General features: G+C 42.1%; 20 protein-coding genes and 1 riboswitch. Of the genes, 5 read left to right on the top strand and 15 right to left on the bottom strand.

What is annotated here, in order from left to right; genetic code table 11:
* Positions 1 to 13 precede the first annotated feature (13 nt).
* From B9T19_RS03945 to B9T19_RS03920, 6 genes are all read right to left on the bottom strand, one after another.
* On the bottom strand, positions 14 to 1,753 hold the full coding sequence (locus B9T19_RS03945) for a MotA/TolQ/ExbB proton channel family protein (protein ID WP_094567267.1): 1,740 nt from the start codon (positions 1,751 to 1,753) through the stop codon (positions 14 to 16).
* A 210-nt stretch (positions 1,754 to 1,963) separates the two neighbouring features.
* The gene (gene asd / locus B9T19_RS03940; protein WP_094567266.1) at positions 1,964 to 3,091 is read right to left on the bottom strand and encodes an aspartate-semialdehyde dehydrogenase; all 1,128 of its coding nucleotides are present in this window, start codon (positions 3,089 to 3,091) and stop codon (positions 1,964 to 1,966) included.
* A gap of 161 nt (positions 3,092 to 3,252) precedes the next feature.
* Positions 3,253 to 4,323, bottom strand: coding sequence for a 3-isopropylmalate dehydrogenase (leuB, locus tag B9T19_RS03935; protein WP_094567265.1), 1,071 nt, complete (start codon positions 4,321 to 4,323; stop codon positions 3,253 to 3,255).
* Between the two features lie 307 nt (positions 4,324 to 4,630).
* Complete coding sequence (locus tag B9T19_RS03930) at positions 4,631 to 5,827, bottom strand: CynX/NimT family MFS transporter (protein WP_094567264.1); 1,197 nt, start codon at positions 5,825 to 5,827, stop codon at positions 4,631 to 4,633.
* Positions 5,828 to 5,830: 3 nt separating this feature from the next.
* Complete coding sequence (dut, locus tag B9T19_RS03925) at positions 5,831 to 6,286, bottom strand: dUTP diphosphatase (protein ID WP_094567263.1); 456 nt, start codon at positions 6,284 to 6,286, stop codon at positions 5,831 to 5,833.
* Positions 6,287 to 6,534: 248 nt separating this feature from the next.
* The gene (locus B9T19_RS03920) at positions 6,535 to 7,494 is read right to left on the bottom strand and encodes an NAD-dependent epimerase/dehydratase family protein (RefSeq protein ID WP_094567262.1); all 960 of its coding nucleotides are present in this window, start codon (positions 7,492 to 7,494) and stop codon (positions 6,535 to 6,537) included.
* A 255-nt stretch (positions 7,495 to 7,749) separates the two neighbouring features.
* Here B9T19_RS03920 and glmM point away from each other — a divergent pair, with 255 nt between their 5' ends.
* The 4 genes from glmM (at position 7,750) to phoR (ending at position 12,339) form a co-directional block, all read left to right on the top strand.
* On the top strand, positions 7,750 to 9,063 hold the full coding sequence (gene glmM / locus B9T19_RS03915; RefSeq protein ID WP_094567261.1) for a phosphoglucosamine mutase: 1,314 nt from the start codon (positions 7,750 to 7,752) through the stop codon (positions 9,061 to 9,063).
* A 102-nt stretch (positions 9,064 to 9,165) separates the two neighbouring features.
* Positions 9,166 to 9,345, top strand: coding sequence for a hypothetical protein (locus tag B9T19_RS10470; protein WP_143436852.1), 180 nt, complete (start codon positions 9,166 to 9,168; stop codon positions 9,343 to 9,345).
* A 742-nt stretch (positions 9,346 to 10,087) separates the two neighbouring features.
* Positions 10,088 to 10,783 (top strand): response regulator, encoded by a 696-nt coding sequence (locus tag B9T19_RS03910; RefSeq protein WP_094567260.1) that lies wholly within the window; start codon positions 10,088 to 10,090, stop codon positions 10,781 to 10,783.
* 239 nt (positions 10,784 to 11,022) lie between these two features.
* On the top strand, positions 11,023 to 12,339 hold the full coding sequence (phoR, locus tag B9T19_RS03905; RefSeq protein ID WP_094567259.1) for a phosphate regulon sensor histidine kinase PhoR: 1,317 nt from the start codon (positions 11,023 to 11,025) through the stop codon (positions 12,337 to 12,339).
* A 775-nt stretch (positions 12,340 to 13,114) separates the two neighbouring features.
* Here the strand turns inward: phoR and B9T19_RS03900 are convergent.
* The 9 genes from B9T19_RS03900 to panB form a co-directional block, all read right to left on the bottom strand.
* Positions 13,115 to 13,768 (bottom strand): 7-cyano-7-deazaguanine/7-aminomethyl-7-deazaguanine transporter, encoded by a 654-nt coding sequence (locus tag B9T19_RS03900; RefSeq protein WP_094567258.1) that lies wholly within the window; start codon positions 13,766 to 13,768, stop codon positions 13,115 to 13,117.
* Between the two features lie 5 nt (positions 13,769 to 13,773).
* Positions 13,774 to 13,818: riboswitch (PreQ1 riboswitch) on the bottom strand.
* A 155-nt stretch (positions 13,819 to 13,973) separates the two neighbouring features.
* Positions 13,974 to 14,297, bottom strand: a complete 324-nt coding sequence (locus tag B9T19_RS03895) for a hypothetical protein (protein ID WP_094567257.1) — start codon at positions 14,295 to 14,297, stop codon at positions 13,974 to 13,976.
* Between the two features lie 548 nt (positions 14,298 to 14,845).
* Complete coding sequence (gene phoU / locus B9T19_RS03890) at positions 14,846 to 15,577, bottom strand: phosphate signaling complex protein PhoU (RefSeq protein ID WP_094567256.1); 732 nt, start codon at positions 15,575 to 15,577, stop codon at positions 14,846 to 14,848.
* 126 nt (positions 15,578 to 15,703) lie between these two features.
* Entirely contained in the window at positions 15,704 to 16,540 is an 837-nt protein-coding gene (gene pstB / locus B9T19_RS03885; RefSeq protein WP_094567255.1) for a phosphate ABC transporter ATP-binding protein PstB, read from the bottom strand.
* Positions 16,541 to 16,948: 408 nt separating this feature from the next.
* Complete coding sequence (gene pstA / locus B9T19_RS03880; RefSeq protein WP_094567381.1) at positions 16,949 to 17,842, bottom strand: phosphate ABC transporter permease PstA; 894 nt, start codon at positions 17,840 to 17,842, stop codon at positions 16,949 to 16,951.
* A gap of 31 nt (positions 17,843 to 17,873) precedes the next feature.
* The gene (gene pstC / locus B9T19_RS03875; RefSeq protein ID WP_094567254.1) at positions 17,874 to 18,809 is read right to left on the bottom strand and encodes a phosphate ABC transporter permease PstC; all 936 of its coding nucleotides are present in this window, start codon (positions 18,807 to 18,809) and stop codon (positions 17,874 to 17,876) included.
* Between the two features lie 237 nt (positions 18,810 to 19,046).
* On the bottom strand, positions 19,047 to 20,087 hold the full coding sequence (gene pstS, locus B9T19_RS03870; RefSeq protein WP_094567253.1) for a phosphate ABC transporter substrate-binding protein PstS: 1,041 nt from the start codon (positions 20,085 to 20,087) through the stop codon (positions 19,047 to 19,049).
* A gap of 184 nt (positions 20,088 to 20,271) precedes the next feature.
* Positions 20,272 to 21,120: a pantoate--beta-alanine ligase gene (panC, locus tag B9T19_RS03865; RefSeq protein WP_094567252.1), complete on the bottom strand. Its 849-nt coding sequence runs from the start codon at positions 21,118 to 21,120 to the stop codon at positions 20,272 to 20,274.
* A gap of 55 nt (positions 21,121 to 21,175) precedes the next feature.
* On the bottom strand, positions 21,176 to 21,985 hold the full coding sequence (gene panB, locus B9T19_RS03860; RefSeq protein ID WP_094567251.1) for a 3-methyl-2-oxobutanoate hydroxymethyltransferase: 810 nt from the start codon (positions 21,983 to 21,985) through the stop codon (positions 21,176 to 21,178).
* A gap of 229 nt (positions 21,986 to 22,214) precedes the next feature.
* Here panB and B9T19_RS03855 point away from each other — a divergent pair, with 229 nt between their 5' ends.
* Complete coding sequence (locus B9T19_RS03855) at positions 22,215 to 22,820, top strand: class I SAM-dependent methyltransferase (protein ID WP_233146781.1); 606 nt, start codon at positions 22,215 to 22,217, stop codon at positions 22,818 to 22,820.
* The last annotated feature ends 7 nt before the right edge of the window (positions 22,821 to 22,827 follow it).

Raw genomic sequence — 22,827 nt, 5'->3', positions numbered from 1 at the left:
TTGCCTTTATCATCTATCTCGTATGATTCGTTATAACTCTATCCATTGCATTAACCATATGCTCATAATCTTGAACAAACCTTCCTGTAATTTTTACAAGAGAATCACCCATTTCCTGTATTGCTCGCTGAATCTCTCTCGCTGTCGCTTTTTCTAGACTTTCTAGTTCAGAGTTAATAATCTGTCCCGTCTTCTCGACACTACTTTGCAAATACTGTTCATGTGAATTTCTAGAACGTTCTAAATGCTCATTCAAGTTTCTTGTTAATTCTGATGACTTAAGTAAAGACTCTTGCACCAATAACTCACAGTTTTGTTTAAATTCATTTAAAACATGAGTCATTTCATTACCAATCGCTTCTGTTCTACCTTGAATTATACTGACTGACTCTACAACTTCATTCTGCATAGATGTAGTAGCATCCTTCATTTCATTCACGGTAGCGCGGGAGTATTGGGATAGCTCTTCTGATGTATCTTTCAATGTCTCTGATAAATCCTCAGAAGAATTTTTAACGGTATTTGCTAATTCATTAAAGGACTGTTGAGTTGTAGTAACAGAATCTCTAAAGTGAGAAGCCCCTTCTTCTAAAGCAATCTGCATCTGAGCTGAACCATCCAATAGCCTTTCTGAAACTGTAAACATCTTTTCCTCGATATTTTCAGAAGCATTACTTAATTGTGTTCCTATATTATCAATTTGATCTTGTATTGTAGGTACTGCTGATATTGCTGCATCTCTCATTTCTACAAACACTGCTAAATGACGTTGTAATTCTTCTATTTGATGTTGATTAGACTCAAGTATTAACTTTAAGTTTTCCATTGTCGCCGGAATATTTTCACACTCTTGAGAAATACCACTCACGGCATCTTGAGTAGTTAATAATGAATTAACACTTTGCTCATACTGTTTACCGATAATTTCTATATACTCTTTATATTTTTCTTGCCAAAGAACTAATTTCTTTACTGACTCATCTAATGCCTTAAAATTTTCCCCAAACTGTTCTGTTAAGTTGTTATTAAAATCTTCAATAACATTTTTTAATGCTTCGATAATCTGCTCTGTTGCACTTTTTGATAACATTTCTGCAAAATCATTTAGTGCAACAAAAAGATTTTTTTCAAAGTTTTCCTGCCTTTGACTTGTCTCAGATACAAATAACTTAAAAGTAGAAAGCAAATCAGTTAACACAGGGAGCTGCTGATGTAATGGATATATATCCGCTCTTAACATCTTGAACTGACCAACAAGAGATCCCTCTTCATTTCCTACAATCCCATTATTTAAAGTTGTAAGGGATAAACTAATATTTTCTAATAACGAATGCTGAGACTTCATTATTAAATGAATATCATTGGGAGTAACTTGGCTCTCTGTATCATTTGCATTCTTTCTGCTTATATTTTGAAAAAATAGAGTATCAAGAAAATTAAAAACTATTGCCCCTATCAATCCACAAATACTTGTAATAAAGGCTGTTTTAAGCCCTTCAAGTAAGGCTGGAATGCTACCATCTATATTAGAAGTATCAAACCCCAGAAGTCCTATAACAATGCCTATAAAAGTCCCTAATATTCCCAAAGAAGTCATTAGTGTCGCGGCATATTGGGTAAACCTAGTAAACCAATTTAATAACGAAAATATTACAGCTAAAATAAAAATCAAACCAATAAGATAAATAAACCATTCTGTAATAATGGTTGCAGGTACTGCTAATAAGTACCTTTCTAATGAGTGTAAGTACATGAACCAGAAAACCCCGAAATATATGGCTATTTATATAAATTTATAAAATAATTAAAATGCATAACATACTAACTAAAAACCAAATCCTTTCAACTATATTTTATTTTCTTTGCAAGAAATTATATTTCTAAAATATTTTCCACATAAAAAAATAGCTGGAAATAATCCAGCTATTCATCTTTACTATTAAGGCAATAGATATCAAAGCTTCTACTTAAGCGACTCTTCTCTCTCTAATAAGATGTTGAGCATTCTACGAAGTGGCTCTGCGGCACCCCAGAGGAGCTGATCACCGACAGTGAAAGCATTGAGATATTCCGGACCTAAATTCATCTTACGAAGACGCCCTACAGGAATTGTCATGGTACCGGAGGTCGCTGCGGGTGTTAACTCCTGCATCGTAATATCGCGATGATTAGGAACGACTTTAACCCAGCGATTACTCTCTTTGATCATCGCTTCGATATCATCGAGAGGAACATCTTTTGTCAGCTTCACCGTCAATCCTTGTGAGTGGCAACGCATCGCTCCTACACGAACACAGGTCCCATCAATCGGAACTGAACGCTCTAGCTGTAGTAATTTGTTACTCTCTGCCATCGCTTTCCACTCTTCACGACTCTGACCATTCTCTAATTCACTATCGATCCAAGGAATTAAACTTCCCGCTAAGGGAACACCAAAGCGGCTCCTAGGATATTGATCTGTCATGAAAGAATCTGTGATCATCTGATCAATCTCTAAAATGCTCTTCGCCGGGTTATAAAGATCACTATTGACAAGAGAAGAGATCGCACCCATCTGCTCTAATAGCTCCTTCATATTTTGTGCGCCGGCACCTGAGGCTGATTGATAGGTCATAGAGGTCGCCCACTCAACTAAACCCTCTTTAAAGAGAGAACCGAGTGCCATTAACATCAAGCTCACGGTGCAGTTGCCACCGATAAAGTTTTTAATCCCGCGCTCTAAACTCTGATCGATAATTTCACGATTAACCGGATCAAGAATAATCATCGCATCTTCATCCATTCTCAATGTCGATGCAGCATCGATCCAATAGCCTTGCCAGCCCGCTTCACGCAATTTATTAAAAACTGACGAAGTATAATCGCCTCCCTGACAACTAATGATAATATCTTGTGCTGCTAATGCCTCAATATCGAAAGCATCGACCAACACTGATTCATAACTCCCTGCGACCACCGGCGCATGACCACCGGCATTTGAGGTTGAGAAAAAGGTGGTGTGAATTCCGGCAAAATCATTCTCTTTCTCCATACGCTCCATCAGAACAGAGCCGACCATTCCACGCCAACCAATTAGACCCAACTTTTTCATCTTATCTTGATCCTTTATCTTATTATTTCGTTATTTCGTTATTTTATTGCTGCATTACTTAATGACTTATTGATTTTATGATTTTATGATTTTATGATCGATTCAATCTTAACAGGCTAGATCTGATCTGCTAAAGCCTATTAAGATCGAAACAGTATCAATTATGCTCCGAGCGCTTTTAGAACCGCTTGCCCCATAGCAACACAACCGACAACCTCTTCACCTGGCTGCGCAATATCACGTGTACGATAACCTTCGCTTAAAACCTGCTTAACTGCGCTTTCAATCTCATCGGCAATCTCATTTTTCGCAAATGTGTAACGGAACATCATCGCCACAGAGAGAATTGTCGCGAGAGGATTGGCAATATCTTTGCCGGCAATATCGGGTGCTGATCCATGAATCGGCTCATAGAGCCCTTTATTATTCTCATCAAGAGAGGCTGAAGGAAGCATGCCGATCGAGCCAGTTAACATAGAAGCTTCATCAGAGAGAATATCACCAAAGATATTCCCCGTTAACATCACATCAAATTGCTTTGGTGCTCTCACTAACTGCATCGCAGCATTGTCCACTAAAAGATGGGAGAGCTCAACATCAGGATATTCTGCTGAAACTTCTGTCACCACATCACGCCAAAGTTGAGTCGCTTCTAAAACATTCATCTTATCGATAGAACAGAGGCGCTTATTACGCTTTTGAGCCGCTTGAAAAGCAACATGGGCAATACGGCGAATCTCTGATTCAGAATAGATCATCGTATTAAAACCAACACGCTCCCCATTACGCTCCTCAATACCGCGAGGCTGACCGAAATAGATATCACCTGTTAATTCACGCACAATCATAATATCAAGCCCTGCAACGAGCTCATCTTTAAGGCTAGAAGCGTGCGCTAACTCTTTAAAAACTTGTGCCGGACGAAGATTAGCAAAGAGATTTAATTCCCTACGGATCGCCAATAATCCCTGCTCAGGACGAATATTACGAGGAAGTGAATCATATTTAGGACCTCCCACTGAGCCGAGCAGAATTGCATCTGCCGCTTTGGCTTGCTCTAAGGTCTCAACAGGAAGAGGGGCGCCTTTCTCATCCACGGCAATTCCACCAATCAGTGCATGTTCAGTAGAGAGCGAGAGTTGATGCTTTTCTGCCACAAAATTGAGGACCTTCTCCGCCTCGCCAACAATCTCCGGACCAATTCCATCTCCTGCTAAAATCAATACTTTCATTTTCCTAACCTTCTCCAAATCTCAAGCATTTTCTATTGATGACAACGATATGGCTCAATCAACCTACCGTCTATTTATTAGATAACGTTTTAATAACATTTTAATAACGTTTTAATAACGTTTTATAAGTGTTTAATCATATTTTATAGCTATCGCTACCTTTGATGACGCTTAATGACGCTTAATGACGCTTAATGACGTTCAGTAACATCCACAAATCACATCCACAGTTCAATATACGAGATCGCTCTAAAAAATCATAGTGCCTTACACTCTTTTCACCGATTATTTTTATCCAATCACTATTTTATGATGCATCGACACGTTTTTTCCGACGAAAGAAACGATAAAAAACAATCCCCAACAAGGTGGCATTGAGCAGATATCCTAAAAATACCGTATCGTAAGTCCCTGTTAAATCGTAGAGCCATCCGAGAAGTGTAGGAATAAAAGCCGCAAAGCAGTAACCGCCAAAGAGCATCATCGCCGTCCAACTTGCTACCGAATTCCCATCATCGACTTCATTGAAGGGAAGCAGCATCGTTAAAGCAAATAATCCAGAACTTACTAAAACACCTAAAATACCAACAGTGATATAGAGAAGAAGCAGATTGTTACCGCCCCATAAAAGAATCATCACGGCAACAATAGTCACAGCGATTGCGCCGAGACTTGTTGCTCTTAATCCTAAACGAATCACAATAATCGGAATGAGAAATCCACCAATAATTCCATTGAGAATCGAGAGATTAAGTAGCGTATTGGCATGAAATTGATCGATTCCCTTCTCCAATAAGAAAGGAAGAAGCCAAGCAACATTGGTATAAAAGAGTCCCGATTGAAGACCAAAACAGGCCACTAACATCCAAGCTCGCGGTTGATTCCAAGGCATTTTAGCTTTCGGCGCTTGCTGATTGGCCGGCGCACCTCCTCTAAAGAGATAAAAGGCAGCCCAAATTGCAGAGACTAGCAGAACAGGTAACGCCCAAAACTGCAGTGTCGAGGCCCACTCCCAATGGAGGTAGTGATTTAAGATAGAGCTACTCATCGTTCCTAAAACACCACTGATACTAATGCCTAGTGTGTAAAAGATCATCCCCACATTACTGCGCTGCTTAAAATGATGCTTAACATAGCCGGAGAGGAGAGGACCGGCAATAGCGATCCCGATCCCCATTAGAAAAGAGGAGAGAAAGAGCCAAGTGGTACTCTGAAAATAGCTACGGGTAATCGTTGATATCCCAATTAAGAAGAGACTAAAGGTGATCACACGTTCCAAACCAAACCGATGACTTAAAGGGGAGGCGAAGAGCGCAAAGATCCCCATACAGATCACCGGAATTGTCACTAAGAAGCTAACCACCGCACTAGAGAGTGATAAACTTGCAGAAATATCACTCATCACCGGACCTAACGATGTCAAGGTTACCCGTAACGATGCTGCTGCTAAAAAGACTAGCCAAAAACAGGCTAATGGGACCCGATAGCCCTTCTCTCTTACCATCTTCTATTTTCGTCCTGTATGTCCAAATCCACCTTCACCGCGCTCTGATGCTTCAAACTCCTCAACTTGCTCAAAGTTTGCCTGCATAACAGGAACAATCACCATCTGCGCCATACGCTCACCCACTGTTAAGGTAAAATCTTTATCGCTACGATTCCAGAGCGAAACCATCAACTCCCCTTGATAGTCGGCATCAATTAAGCCTACTAAATTCCCCAAAACAATGCCATGTTTTACCCCTAAACCTGAACGAGGAAGAATCATCGCCGCATAGCGAGGATCTTTGAGATAGATGGCTATTCCAGTCTTTACAAACGATGTCTCGCCGGCTTTGATAACAAGATCCTCATCGATCATTGCACGAAGATCTAATCCGGCAGAACCTTCTGTTGCATAATTAGGCAGTGGAAAATCTCTTCCGAGACGTTGATCTAAAACTTTAAATTCAACATTTAACATCTTTTATAATCCTTTTTAACGAACTAATGAGCCATGCACTAATGAATCAATAAATCAATGAACTAGTTCATTCAACTAGCGCTGATTCAATAACTGACTGATGAATAAAAGATAGACAAATAAAGAAGCTCTCTTATATCTAATGGATCTCTTAAAAGGAATCCCTCACATATAAGGAGCTTACTTTGATAATGTCTTCTAATAATTTGTAATAAACGTTAGAGTAACAAACGTTAGAGTGATGAGTGTTAGAGCTTTACAGGACGGCGTGCATTGAGGCGATCATAATAATATTTATCTAAGATCGTTGTCGGCATCTCTGCTTGACGAACCGATTCATAACTTGCCGGCGTTAAATCGAGCTTCTCAAAATCATTTCGTGTTGTTACAGAGCCTGTTTTTGCACTCTTTAACTGATTACGATTATAAGGGAAACGTGGCATAAAGCCGATAAAGAACGCTAAAATGCCGGCGATAAAATTGGGCATACCAATAATTGTACGGCGTTTTGGCGTAATCTCTTTCGCTATCTTTTGTGCAATCTCTTTGATGCGATACTGCTCTTTACCAGCAAGCTCAAACTCCACCTGCTCATGATCTTGCTCTAAAAGTGCAAAGAGCGCTTGAATCAGATCATCGATAAAAACAGGTTGTACTTTCGCTTCTGCCATCGGTAACCATAAAAGCGGTGAGTGACGAATCCAGCGCGCTAAGTTATAGCTAAAACGATCTTCATATCCGACAACTAATGAGGGCGCAACAATCGCGACTTTCATCTCATTTTTAGCCGCAAGATCGAGAAGCGCCTTATCTCCGGCAGCTTTTGTTGTAAAGAAGGTGCTCTGCCCCTCTTTTGCACCTAACGCACTAAAATGAATCATCTTCTTCACCCCTAAGGAGTTTGCAATCTCATAGATGCGAGTAGGGTAAGTGACATGTGCTTTCGTCGCTCTACGACGATTATTATCCCATGTGCCAACAAGATTGATGACATAATCAGATCCTGCCATATGTTGACGAATCACCGCTTCATCTTCCAACTTGCAACCATCGATAAATTCAACATAAGAGAGGCATGAGGCATCATTTTGCACATTACGATCACGAGAGAAGACCGTTACGCGATAACCATTTTTTGCTAATGCCGCAACAAGTGGAGAGCCGACAAAGCCTGTTCCCCCAAAGATACTCACTTTCTTTCGATTCATTTCTGCTCCTGAAATAGATTGTAAACTCTAATTCCCTCAGTATAGCAAAATAAATAGAGAACTTGAGAGTTAAATTCCCCCTATAATTGCCCTCTATCATCATCCCAAAAATTGATCTTACTGAGGTTTATCACTGCAAAAAGGACCACACACTTAAAAATCTGCTATGATTTCCCCCATATTTTTGATTTTATCTTTACATTCCATAGTTCAACTTACCCAACTTTAAATGGGTATTAAAAAGGAGTCAGCGCAATGAGAAAATATTTTGGAACTGATGGCGTCCGCGGAAAGGTTGGAGAATTTCCACTAACCCCCGACTTTGCCCTCAAACTTGGATTTGCAGCAGGCAAAGCGCTCTCTCAAGGGGAGAAGCGTAGCGTTGTGATTGGTAAAGATACACGCATCTCCTGCGATCTCTTTGTTGCTGCACTCGCTTCTGGCTTGACCTATGCCGGTGTCAATGTTCTGCTCGCTGGCACGATTCCAACACCGGGAGTTGCATATTTAACGATGAAGCACCAAGCCATTGCCGGCATTGTTGTCTCTGCATCACATAATCCCTTCTTCGATAATGGTATTAAATTCTTCAATGAGAAGGGTGAAAAGCTCGATGATAGTGTCGAACTCTCTATCGAAGCGGGAATTGATACCCCCTTCTCTGCTCCAGAGACAGGTGCGACCGGCACTATTGAGACGATCACTTATGCCTTAACAGACTATCGTGACTTCTGCCTTGCAAGTGCGCCAGAGCTTTCACTTAAAGGGGATAAGATCGTTGTCGACTGTGCCAATGGTGCAACATATCGGGTCGTTCCGGAGCTCTTTCGTCAATTAGGCGCAACCGTTATTGAGGTCGGAACAACCCCAAATGGGACCAATATTAATGATGCTGTCGGCTCAACTGCTCCTGAAAAAATCATTGCAACTGTGAAGGCAGAAAAGGCAGACTACGGTATTGCATTTGATGGTGATGGCGATCGCCTACTGATTATCGACGAGAGAGGTCGCCCGTTTGATGGGGATGATATCCTCTATCTCTTAGCAACAGAACGCCAAGAAACGGCTGTTGTCGGCACCATTATGAGCAATTTAGGTTTTGAGTTGGCGCTTGAAGAGCATGGCATTACGCTCCATCGCTCTAATGTGGGAGATCGTTATGTTTTAGAGCTTCTCAACCAATTAGAGCTCAATATCGGTGGAGAGAATTCGGGTCATATTCTCTGCTTAGATCAACACTCAACCGGCGATGGAATTATTGCGGCACTGCAAGCGATTCAATTGATGAAACAGAGTGGTGCAACTTTTGCAGAAATTCGTGATCGCATTCCAAAAACTGTTCAAGTGATGCATAACGTTAAAATCGAACGGGGTGCCGCCTGGGAGAGTAAAGCACTCAAAGTGGCGATGGCAGAGGTTGAGGAGGCTTTAGCGGGTCGAGGTCGAATTCTTATTCGTCCTTCGGGAACTGAGCCTGTTGTCCGTGTCATGGTTGAGAGTGATGCTTGGGAAACTAGCGAGAAGCATACCCAATACTTAGCGGATATTATCCGTAATAGTCATCATTAAATAGGACAAAAAAGATCTGGAGGTGCCGGATTTCACTATCGCGCACTTCCAGAAACTACGCGCCGGCAAATAATGATCTTCTATCATCAGCTATTTTTGGAAATGAAAAAGTTGAACGATGCCGGTCCTCACTATCGCGCACTTCCAAAAACCACGCGCCGGCAATCGGCATTGAAATGTCAACCTGCGGGCAAGCAGGAGTTATCAGAGCGAAATGGTCGGCTCCCGCGGCTCAACAGATTCTCTTATGGATTAAATCAACTAAACAACAGAAGCTGTTGAGTTACCGGATCTCACTCCTGCACACTTCCAAAAATCTCGCGCCGGCAAATAATGATCTTCTATCATCAGCTATTTTTGGAAATGAAAAAGTTGAACGATGCCGGTCCTCACTATCGCGCACTTCCAAAAACCACGCGCCGGCAATCGGCATTGAAAATGCCAACCTGCGGGCAAGCAGGAGTAATAAGAACGAAATGATCGGCTCCCGCCACTCAACAAATTCTCTTATGGATTGAATCAACTAAACAACAAAAGCTGATGAGTTGCCGGATCTCACTCCTGCATACGTCCAAAAATCTCGCGCCGGCAAATAATAATCTTCTATCATTAGCCATTTTTTGAAATGAAAAAGCTGAGCGATGTCGGTCCTCACTATCGCGTTCTTCCAGAGATTACGCGCCGGCAATCGGCATTGAAATGCCAACCTGCGGGCATGCAGGAGTAATAAGAGCGAAATAGTCGGCTCCCGCGGCTCAAAGAATCTTCTTACTGCTTAAAATCAGCTGAAACTGAATGATTTCGAGACCTCCCCTCTACCTTTTACCCTATTGAGATGACATAAAGATGACAAATCATTGCGCAATCTGTCACTTTGTTACATAGTTGTCACAATCGCTCCTTAGAATAAGAATCTGCTAATAAAAGAGACACTATAGCGATCGCTCTCTCGACCGTGATAACAGTGAGCCGATTGAGTAGACAACTAATTTTCAATAGTAAACAGTGGTAGATATTGGTAAATATGAAAAAAATTCTCATCGTTGAAGACGAAATTCCTATATCAGAGATGATTGAACACTTTCTCTCAAGTCAAGGATTTGAGGTTATTCAAGCATTTGACGGTATTGAAGCAAAAGAGCTCTTAACTCAAAATCCTAAGATTGACCTAATACTCCTCGATTGGATGATGCCACAAAAATCGGGAATCGATCTGCTTAAGGAGCTCAAAGCGAGCCGTAAAAATCGTCATATTCCTGTCATTATGTTAAGCGCACGAGCAGAATTAGAAGATCGTGTTGTTGGACTCGATTCGGGCGCTGATGATTATCTACCTAAACCCTTTGCGATGAAGGAGCTACTCTCCCGCATCAACTCCCTCCTTCGCCGAATTGATGAGTATGTGGAGGAGGAGAATGAAATTCGCGAGGTAGCCGGTATTGAGCTCGATCTCGATGCGCAACGAATTACCATTAATAGCGAATTGATCAACCTTAGTGCTATTGAGTTTCGTCTCTTAGCCTTCTTTATTACCCATATTGATCGTGTCTATAGTCGCGATCAGCTTCTCGATCATGTCTGGGGGATCGATAGCTATGTGGATGAGCGTACCGTTGATGTCACTATTGGGCGCCTTCGTAAAATATTAGAGCCTACAGGCCATAATAAATTACTCCAAACGGTTCGTGGTGAAGGTTATCGCTTCTCGCCTCACGCTTAGTGCCGCTTTAAATGGAAGCGAGTGCGATAAAGGAAGAATTGATAATGCGAGGATGTGAACGATCGAGCCCAAGATCATGCTGATAAATTTTAGTAGTAGAAGTCTCTACCCATCCGTTATGATGATCTTATCGATCTCTCTTATCGGCCTCTCTTCGGACTTGAGATTGACCGATGATACTCTCAATCTTTTATCATACTCACCGATATTTAGTTAAGATGATTTAGGAGCCTTAAATAATGTTAGGTCACCTCTCCCCTAAGCAGTTTCTCTTAGAGTTATTTTTACTCTATCTCCCGGCGATCGTGCTCTCTTTCTTCTTTGGCTCTCTCTTTCTCTGGCTCTTTATCGCAACACTTCTGCTCCTGCTTTGGCACTATCGGCAACTCTACCGACTCTCCCGTTGGATCTGGATCGATCACAACTTCTACCCTCCTGAAGGCAAAAGTAGTTGGCTCCCGATCTTCCACGGCCTTCATCGTATGCGCATTGAGCAGCGAAAAGAGCGAAACCGACTCCTCGATTTTATTCGTTACTTTCGTAAAGGGGCGGAAGCAATGCCGGATGCCACAATTTTATGTGATAAAGAGGGTCGTTTAAATTGGTGTAATCCTCAAGCAGAAGCGATGCTCAAATTACGCTGGCCGCAAGATGAGCGTCAATCGATCTTCAATCTGATTCGAACGCCTGAAATTGTGGAGTATTTCAAAGCGGGAAATTATGAAGAGCCCTTTCTTCTACAGCTCGATCAACGCGAACTCGAATGTCGCTTCTATTATCCCTATATTGAGAACAACCTGCTGATTATTGCTCGAGATGTGACCGATCGAGAGGTTGCTGAACGAACACGTCAAACCTTCTTTGCAAATGTTAATCATGAATTACGAGTCCCCTTGACGGTGATTAAAGGGTATGTCGAAATGTTGCAGAGTAATTTACCTGAGTCAGAGCATGAAAGCTTCGAAGCTAAGGCACTTGATCGTATTGAGGAGCAAGCTGAAAGACTTCACTCCTTAGTAATTCAACTGATGGCATTAACACGCCTTGAGACTGGTGCAAAATGGGATCGTGCTGAAATTGTTCCCCTCTCTCAATTAGCAGAGGAGATGCTCAATGATTACTATCAGCAACATCCGCAATCTCGAGATTATATCACCGCCGAAATCACCCCCAATTTAGAGGTGATCGGTAGTCATGATCAGCTCAAACAGGTGATTCTCAATCTCTTCTATAATGCTATTGAGCACAATCCTCCCCAAACGCCGATCCATCTTCTACTAACAAAGGTAGATAATGGTAGTGAGCAAGGCGAAATTCTCTTTCAGCTCTCAGATAGAGGAAAAGGAATTCCTCCAATGCATCTTCACAAATTAACAGAGCGCTTCTATCGGGTCGATTCCTCTCGCAACCGCGAGCAATCGGGGGGAAGTGGTTTAGGTTTAGCCATTGTTAAACATGCTCTCAATAATCATGAGAGTCAGCTAGAGATTAGCAGTGAAGTTGGGAAAGGAAGCTGCTTCTCTTTTCGTCTTAAAGCTCACGTATCAGAAATGTAAGAGGCGATTCTCAGCAATGTTAGTCTTACAACAATAAAGGCTGATGAGATGCCGGATTTCACTCTTGCATACTTCCAGAAATCGCACGCCGGCAAATAATGATCTTCTATCATCAGCTATTTTTTGAAATGAAAAAGGCTGAACGGTGCGGTCCTTACTATCGCTTTCTTCCAGAAATTACGCGCCGGCATGGGGCATCGAAGATGCCTGACCGCGGGCATGCAGGAGTTATAAGAGCGAAATGGTCGGCTCCCGCCCTTCAACGAATCATCTTAAGAATCATTGATTGCTTGAAATGAAAAAGGCTGAACGCTGCCGGTCCTTACTATCACGTTCTTCCAGAGATTACACGCCGGCATCGGGCATCGAAGATGCCTGACCGCGGGCATGCAGGAGTTATAAGAGCGAAATGGTCGGCTCCCGTCCGTCAACGAATCATCTTAAGAATCATTGATTGCTTGAAATGAAAAAGGCTGAACGCTGCCGGTCCTTACTATTGCGTGCTTCCAGAAATTACGCGCCGGCACGGGGCACCGAAGATGCCTGACCGCGGGCATGCAGGAGTTATAAGAGCGAAATGGTCGGCTCCCGCCCTTCAACGAATCATCTTAAGAATGATTAATCTAGTTCAATCGAAATTAATTAAAATTAATTGAGGCAAAGAGAGCTGTTGAGTTGCCGGAGATCACTCCTGCATACTTCCAAGAATCTCGCGCCGGCAGATTGTTAATCTGATCGACTCTCATCGCCGGCACGCTATTACTCTACGCTCTCTCTATTGACTCTTAAGAGAAGCTAATTTTCTTAAAAGATAGTTGAGTAATATTCCATAGAGCGGGAGGAAGAAGATTGCTGAGATAACGATCTTAAAAAAGTAATCCACCATAGCGATTTCTGGCCAATTTTCTGCCATGAAATCATCATCACTCTGATAAAACGCAATACTAAAGAAGACTAGAGTATCGATTAAATTCCCCACGACAGCCGCAGCACTCGGTGCAACCCACCAACGCTGATTTTGACGAAGATAGTTAAAAACAGTGATATCGATCAACTGCCCAACGAGATATGCTGAGAAACTCGCAAGTGCAATACGCGCAACAAAGAGGTTGAAGGTCGCTAACGATTCCCAACCGACCCATAAACCTTTAAAGAAGAGAACAGAGAGAAGATAAGAGATCATCAATGCCGGAATCATCACAACAAAGATAATCCTCCGCGCTAATGATGCCCCAAAAATCCGTATCGTCAAATCGGTGGTTAAAAAGATAAAGGGAAATGTAAATGCTCCCCAAGTGGTATGAAAGCCGAAAATCGTAAAAGGTAACTGCACGAGGTAGTTACTTGAGGCAATAATCAGAATATGAAAAAAGGAGAGTATATAGAGCGCACGCTGCCGCTGCTCTGGCGTAAAGTTGTATTGAATCATCGATTAATTCCTTAGTTTTTTTATGTGGGAGGATTGCGAACCACGAATGAAAGGCGATCATTCTAACGGATTTACGCCGAACAGCAACTATTAATTGCAAGAGTGGGGAGAGATCTAATCTCTAATCACCCACCATTAATAGTATCTTCTAACAACGCCATAGCGCTTTAATGAAGACTTAATGAAGACTGAGTCGATCAGCCAATCAATTATCGATCTCAAAAAGATCGGCAAATTTCTCAACATCGAGATATTTAGCATACTCTTCAATACTCTCAAGCACACTCTCATCCTCTAATAGAGAGAGCATTGCGATCTCTCCTAATGCACTAAAACCGACTTCCATCCCCTCTTCAACTTGATCTGTCACCACTAACATTGCTAAAGCAATTTTACAATCTTGAGTAACAAGACGCTCATAAAGACGTGCAACGCGCTGATTCATCAAGCGTCGATCTGCCGGAGTAATCGCCGAATAGGCCACTAAATAAGGATGGGAAGAGATCGCCGAATAGACCCATTGAGCCAACTCTACCCGATCAACATCAGAAGTACGCTCTATAAGGCAATTTTTAAAGTTATCAATGGGGACTGATTGAGCAGAAGCGATCGGAGAAAAGAGTTAAAGCCCTGCTACTAAGAGTAAAGCACCTGTACGGAAAAGAGATTTTTTAAATGATGTAATAGTTTGAAAAGAGAGAGACATCGATACTCCTAAATGATTTGCCGGCATCAGATCTCATGATCAAAGCTGAAGCGATATGATCAATTGACAAGAGATAGCAAGAATATAAAAGATAAATATAAGAAAAATATAAGGATAAATATAAAGGTTTGAATAGTAGATTAATAATAGATATCAATGCCCTATTATTTGCTAACCGCTTCCCTTTGTCACTGAAATAGTGACATAAAAATGATCTCGATAGTGATCGAACAATATTCAAACAGAGATCCTATAACGATATAGGTGAACGGTAAAAGAGGGCGGTAAAAGCGAACAATAAAAAAGGATCAGTTCATATTTTAAACTGATCCTCCATCGAGTTCTTAATCACAAAGCCCTTATAGCAAGGGTTAAAGTGCTTTGCGATCTCGCTGATCGAGAAGCTCCTGTAATCGCTCATTCTTCTGTACACGAATATCTACTCCTTTGACAAAGTAGATAATAAATTCGCAGATATTTTGGCATCGATCCCCTATTCGCTCTAAAGAACGCGCACAATTCATCGCCTTTAAGATAGAAGGGATAGAGCGAGGATCTTCCATCATATAGGTCATCAACTGACGAATAATATTCTCATATTCACTATCGATCTTATCATCCTCTGGATAGATCGATAAGACGGCTTCAAGATCCATACGGGCAAAGGCATCTAATACTTTTTCAAAGAAATTAAGGCTCCGAATCGCTAGAGACTCTAAAGAGACGGTAATCGCATCAAGATGCTCCGGCGCCGGCGTAATATAGGCCATTTTAGCAATATTTCGAGCAGTATCAGCGATACGCTCAAGCTCGGCGATTGTCTTAATAATTACAATTAGAAGACGAAGATCACTCGCTGTTGGTTGCCGTTTTGCGATAATCATAATACAGAGCTCATTGATCTCAACCTCTAACTCATTGATCACTTCATCACGCTCTATAATTGCGCGTGCTAATGCCTCATCACGATGAGTCATCGCCTTGATGGAATCTCGAATTTGGCGCTCTGTTAGGCCACCCATCTCCAGAACTTTACTCATTGAACGCTCTAACTCAGCATTAAATTGTGCTGAGATATGGCTCGTAAAATCTAACTTTTTCATGCGTCCCCTTCCCTTCTCAATATTAGGTTCCTACTCAAATCCTGTATATAAATCCCATACATAAATCTCGTTCTCAACGCTCATCATTAGCGCTCTACGATTGATGCTGATATTCATGCTTTACCATTAACCGTAGCGACCCGTAATATAATCTTCTGTCTGTTTATGATTCGGTTTTGTAAAGATCGTATCCGTATCATCAAATTCGATCAGATCGCCGAGATACATAAATGCCGTCTTATCCGAACAGCGCGCCGCCTGCTGCATATTGTGGGTCACCATCACGATGGTGTAATCCTCTTTTAGCTCAAAGATCAACTCTTCAATCTTCCCTGTTGAGATGGGGTCAAGCGCAGAACAGGGCTCATCCATCAGAAGAATTTCAGGACGAATGGCAATCGCACGGGCAATACTCAAGCGTTGCTGCTGCCCGCCGGAGAGATTAGTGCCATGTTCATGCAGCTTATCCTTAGTCTCCGACCAGAGTGCCGCTTTTGTTAAGGCCCACTCTACCCGCGCATCCATATCGGCTCTTGAGAGATTCTCAAAGAGTTTGACGCCAAAGGCGATATTGTCATAGATCGACATTGGAAAAGGAGTGGGTTTTTGAAACACCATGCCCACATTCGCACGTAAAAGCGCAACATCCTGCTTGGAGGTTAAGATATTCTCCCCATTGATCAAGATCTCCCCTTCAGCGCGCTGCTCGGGATAGAGTTCAAACATCTTATTAAAGGTTCGAAGCAGTGTTGATTTACCACAACCAGATGGGCCGATAAAAGCCGTTACCTGATTTTCGGGAATATCGAGTGTAATATCGTGAAGTGCGTGAAATTTATGGTAATAAAAGTTTAAATTTCTAACGCTAATTTTTGCGGGATGCTCCTCTTTTACAGCAGGCTTGACCGCCGCTGCTACAAACGCATCGTGAGATTCGATATTCTGTTTAGCTTCTAAATTCATTCTATCTTCCTACATCTATTAAGAGATTCACTGACCTTTCACATCAATTTCGGCACTTGGGCAACGCTCTAAGCGCTATCTACCTATCTTTCTGTTGCCAGCTGTTGTCTATTTTAGACACTTTATTGCAGCCTATCTGCTAAAGGTCGAGCTATTATAAGTTTGCTATGTAACAGGAGTGTAACAAATTCACTTTATTACTCTTTTATGATGCCTCTACCGCACTTCTTATAAGTGGTTTTATAGGTGGTTCTATAAGAAGCGCGATATGGAGCGGTGTCCGGCAGATCAGTAGCTGATAAGCATTCAAAATGGCAACAACTTCAAATGGTATCAACGTGCTATCTGCTTTCAACCTATTTACCTGTTAACTCGTCAATGCGTTAATTCATTAACACGCTAAGTCTACTAATCACGATTATTAGATTTAAAGAAGATCCGCACAATAATATTGAGCGCTAAGATCGCCATCGTGATAAAGAAGACCCCTGCCCAGGCTAATGCTTGGAGATTACTATCCGGCGTCATTGCAAAGTTATAGATTGTCACCGGCAAGCTCGCCATCGGCTCCATCAAATCGGTACTCCAGAATTGATTAGATAAGGTCGTAAAGAGAAGCGGTGCTGTCTCCCCGGAAATTCGCGCAACCGCCAAAAGAATCCCTGTCATAATGCCTGAAAGAGAGGATTTTAAGGTAATTCGTACGATAATCTTCCACTTAGGGGTTCCTAAGGCATAGGCTGCTTCTCGCAATGTATGGGGAACAAGCAGTAACATATTCTCCGTTGTCCGAATGACGATCGGAATCTGAATCAAGGCTAATGCAATGATCCCGGCTATAGCAGAGTAATGCCCCATCCGCACGACAACAACGGTATAGACAAAGAGTCCAATAACAATGGAAGGCGCTGAAAGTAGAATATCGTTAATAAAGCGAATCACCGAAGCGAGCTTGCCATTACTATTATATTCGGCAAGATAGACCCCTGCTAAGATTCCTAATGGTGTCCCGATCACTGTTGCCCATAAAATTAGGATTCCACTTCCGACAATCGCATTGAGCAATCCGCCCCCTTCACTATTAGGGGGTGGCGTCATCTCGGTAAAAAATTGTAAGGAGATTCCCCCCATCCCTTTAGTGGCAGTGGTCCATAAGATCCAGATCAACCAGAAGAGACCAAAAGCCATTGCAACCAGAGAGAGACCAATCGCAAATTGGTTCACCGCTTTTCGTCGTTGCTGCTTTTTCACTCGGGAGAGATGCACCGCTTGTCGTTCATGATGCTGCTCATTCTGCCCCATACTTTTCTCTGTGCTCTTGACTACATTCATCTTATGCACGCTCCTGCTTCATAAATATTTTTGAGATCGCTAATACGATAAAGGTAATAATAAAGAGGAGTAAACCTAACTCCATCAACGCTGCCGTATGAAGCTCGCTCGATGCTTCGGCAAACTCATTTGCTAATGATGAGGTGATACTATTGCCGGGCGCAAAGAGGGAGAAGCTATCAAATTGATAGGTATTACCGATCACAAAGGTCACCGCCATTGTCTCTCCCAGTGCGCGTCCTAATCCAAGCATCACACCGCCAAAAACCCCTTTTTTCGTATAGGGAAGAATTACTTTCCAGATCACTTCCCAAGTAGTAGCGCCTAACCCATAAGCTGATTCTTTCATAATACGAGGTGTTCGCTCAAAGACATCGCGCATCACTGAAGCGATATAGGGAATGATCATAATGGCGAGGATAATGCCGGCTGTTAAAATACCGATACCAAAAGCGGGGCCTTTAAAGATCTCATCGAGAAAAGGAATCCCCTTACTAAAAGATTCGAGCGGCTTTTGGAAATATTTTGCAAAGAGTGGTGCAAAGACAAAGAGTCCCCACATACCATAGACAATACTGGGAATGGCCGCGAGAAGTTCCACCGCAACCCCGATCGGTCGGCGTAACCAAGGGGGTGCTAGCTCTGTTAAAAATATAGCGATCCCAAAACTGACCGGCACCGCAATCACTAATGCAATAATGGAGGTAATAATCGTGCCGTAGATCGGAACTAAGGCACCAAATTGATCCATCGGCGCATCCCACTCCTTTGTCCAGAGAAATTTGAGTCCAAACTCCTTAATACTTGGCATAGAAGCAATAATTAGGGAGAGCATAATCCCGGTTAAAAGAATCAGCACAAAGATCGCCGCAGCACGAACGCTGAAAGCAAAAAGCTGATCTGGCAGAGCCGATTGTGGTTTTTTAATACTTTTCATTCAATCTCTTCTTTCACTATCTCGATGACTCGATTATTAGATTTTTAAGCTTTTAAACTTTTAAACTTTTAAACTTTTAAGCTTTTAAGCTTTTGAATTTTTTGGATATGGAAAACCCAACCGAAGCGTCTTCTCATCGATTGGGTCTTCTATTATCGCTTAAGATGAATACTTTTTAATATTTTCACCATCTTTATCATCTATATATAGAGCATATACTGATTTTTACTCATCTATCTACTTGATGATAAGCTCATTTTTTAAGGTTGTATCGATGATTTTCACGACATTTTCAGGAAGGGGTGCATAATCTAGACCGATTACGATCTCTTGACCTTGCTTGCCATAACCCCAGTTAAAGAAATTAACAATCTCTTTTGCAACTTCTGGCTTATTCTGCTCTTTATGGAGAAGGATAAAGGTCGTTGCTGCTAAAGGCCATGCATTTTTACCAGGTTTATCCGTTAGATCTTGGACAAATGACTCACTCCACTTCACCTCTTTTGCAGCGGCGCTGAAGGAATCGATTCCTGGGCTGACGATCTCACCATCTTTAGAGATCAATTTTGTATAGCTTAAGTTATTCTGTTTCGCATATGCATACTCAACATAACCGATTGAACCTTCGATTCGTTGAACAAAGGCAGTGACGCCATCATTCCCCTTACCGCCGATACCAACAGGCCAGTTCACTGTTGAACCACTTCCTACCTGATCTTTCCACGCTTCATTCACTTTTGCGAGATAACCGGTGAAGATAAAGGAGGTTCCTGAACCATCAGCACGACGAACAACAGAGATATCTTGATTAGGAAGTTGTAAATTAGGATTCAATTTTGCAATTGCTTCATCATTCCACTTCGTGATTTTACCAAGATAGATATCCCCTAATGTCTCACCATCTAATACGAGTTCATTCGTTTTGATTCCATCAACATTGATTGCAAGAACAACACCACCGATCACTGTTGGGAATTGGATTAAACCTTTCTCTGCTAACTGCTCTTCTGATAGAGGTGCATCCGTTGCCCCAAAATCTACTGTACCTGCATCGATCTGTTTAACACCAGCGGAAGAACCGATCGATTGATAGTTAATTCGATTACCCGTCTCTTTCGCATACTCAGCGGCCCATTTCGCATAGACAGGTGCCGGGAAAGAAGCGCCTGCGCCTGTTACAGTGATGGGATCTTTTGCCATAGCACCTGTAGTAGTGATAGCGACACCCAATGCAACTGCTGCGGTCAATTTAGCGATACTGCTCTTTACTGTTTTCATTATAAAAACTCTCCTAAGTGTACAAAATTAAAAGTTTATGATTTAAGGAGACGGGGGTCGGTTTCATAACTACGTTCCTCCCGCGACTGAAAACAGTATACAAAGCGTATGTGACAACAATGTAACAAAAGAAAAAAGGAGATGTAATTCATCTCCTTTCCTTCATTTCAATATGATGTCGAGTTTAATAGTTAATCTCAATATTATCTAAAAGCCTTGTCTTACCACATTTCGCCGCAACTAAAACAACAAGATGCTGATCTGCCTGCTTAGCTAATTGTAGACTCTTTTGCTCACGAATAGAGAGATAATCAACAACAAAACCCTCTCTCTCTAAGAGCGTACGCGCTTCGTTCTCATAGGCATGATAATTTTCAGGACGCGCCGATGGATCAAGTGCTAATAGATTCTCTCTTAATACCTTTAAGACTTCAGAGATCTTTACTGCTTGCGCACGCTCATCATCACTGAGATAACCATTTCGACTTGAGAGCGCTAAGCCGCTCTCTTCTCGCTCAATAGCTACTGGAATAATCTTAATATCGAAATTCAGTGCCGCCACAAGCGCTTCGATCACCTTCAATTGCTGATAATCTTTTTTACCAAAACAGGCATAAGTTGGCGCAACAATATTAAAAAACTTAGTAACAACAGTCGCAACGCCCTCAAAATGACCAGGACGATCTCGACCACATAGTTCGCCGATAAGAGATTTAGGCGGTACTACTAAAAAGGGCGCATCTTCACCATACAAGATCTCTTCTGTTGGAAGAAAGAGCGCCGAAACGCCAGCAGATTCCAACTTTTCCATATCCGCTTCTATCGTTCGCGGATAACTATCGAGATCTTCGCCCTCACCAAATTGTAAGGGATTCACAAAGATCGAAACAATAACATTCTCTGAGTGACGCTTCGCCTCAGCCACTAAAGAGAGATGTCCAGCATGAAGATTCCCCATTGTTGGAACAAATGCCACTTCATCATACGCTTTTCGCCATTGACGTACTTCTGCCACACTTTTTAAAACTTTCACTATCTTATCTCCCCAATTTATTGAAGACTTTTATCATAATAAAAAATTCAAACCGTTAGAAAAGATGCTCTTTCCCTGGGAATTCTCCTGCTTTTACCTCAGCAACATAATCTCTAAATGCGCCGACAATAGAGCAATCTCCCTTTTCAGCACTACTCGCTAAAAAGTTCTTTACAAAACGAGGAGTAACATCCCCTTCTAAACCGAGCATATCATGCATTACTAATACCTGCCCATCGGTTAAAGCACCGGCACCAATACCGATGACAGGAATATCGAGCGCGATCGCTAACGCCTCTCCAACCTCTTCTGGAACACACTCTACCACCATTAACTGTGCGCCGGCACTCTGATGAGCTCTAGCATCTTCAATCAATTGTGCTGCAACCTGAAGATCACGCCCTTGCACACGATAACCGCCCGTTAGATGCACCGATTGTGGCAAAAGCCCAACATGACCACAAACAGGAATTCCTCTTGCTGTTAAGAAGGCTGTCATCTCAGCCATGCCGGCACCACCTTCTAGTTTGACCATCTCTGCACCTGCTTTCATTAAGGCAGAAGCGGCGCGAAAGGCATCTTCACAACTTCCTTCATAAGTTCCAAACGGAAGATCGACAACAATAAATGCAGTGGGGTTGCTACGAACAATATTCTCCGTATGGTAGATCATCTCTTCTAATGTCACCGGCAATGTAGAGTGATGCCCTTGCACCACCATTCCCAACGAATCGCCCACTAAGATGGCATCAACGCCAGCTTTTGTCATCTCTTTAGCAAAACCTGCCTCATAACAGGTTAACATCGCGATTTTCTCCGATGCAGCTTTCATCTGCAATAGGTCTGTAATTCTTCTCTTTGCCATCACTTATCGCTCCTCTCTTTTGTAATTGTTTAAGCGTTCACCAATCAACTCAGATATAAACTCAGGTTTTTAAACCTAATTTTTAAAACCTTTATAAGGGTAATCTTTTTAGCTCGCTTTATCTGCTCAATAAGCACCCATAAACATGATATGATACCCCTATTTGTTATCGATTTTAATTAGTATAGTGAGACTCTCATCAAAGAGTGACAGGTAGATAATTATCTCTATGAAACGTTACCAATTCTTAACCTCCATTCATCCCATTATCGATCGCTATATTGAGCGCTTTGTAATGCCGGAGAGCAGAGTGATTGATGCAACTTTAGGCAATGGGCAAGATAGCCTTAAGATCGCTCAACGACTAGAGGCAAAGGGTCATCTCTATAGCTTTGATATTCAAGCAGAAGCAATTGAGCGAAGCCGAGAGCTGCTCAAAGAGGCGAAGATCGATCCCTCTCAAGTCAGTTTAATTCACGATAGCCATATCCATTTTAAAAATTATCTCGCTCCCGAGGAGAAGATCGACTTTATTATCTATAATCTCGGCTATCTTCCACGCGGGGATAAATCGATCACAACGGTTGCTAAATCCACACTAAAGAGTGTAGAGATAGGACTTTCACTCCTAAAACCTTACGGCGTGATGGTCATCGCTGTCTATCATGGACATGAGGCGGGAAAAGAGGAACGAGATCAGTTAGCTCAATATCTTTCAACTTTAGATCAGCAACACTATCATGTCTTTCGGCAACAATTTATCAACCAAAAGAATCATCCTCCCTTCCTCTATCTCATAGAGAGAGCCTATAATCCCGCTGACCCGATAGAGTAGAATAAAT

It is taken from the genome of Ignatzschineria sp. F8392, from assembly GCF_002252045.1.
In the GTDB taxonomy this organism is placed as follows: domain Bacteria; phylum Pseudomonadota; class Gammaproteobacteria; order Cardiobacteriales; family Wohlfahrtiimonadaceae; genus Ignatzschineria.
Note: the sequence above shows the minus strand (reverse complement) of the source record. Positions and strands in the feature narration are given on the sequence as shown.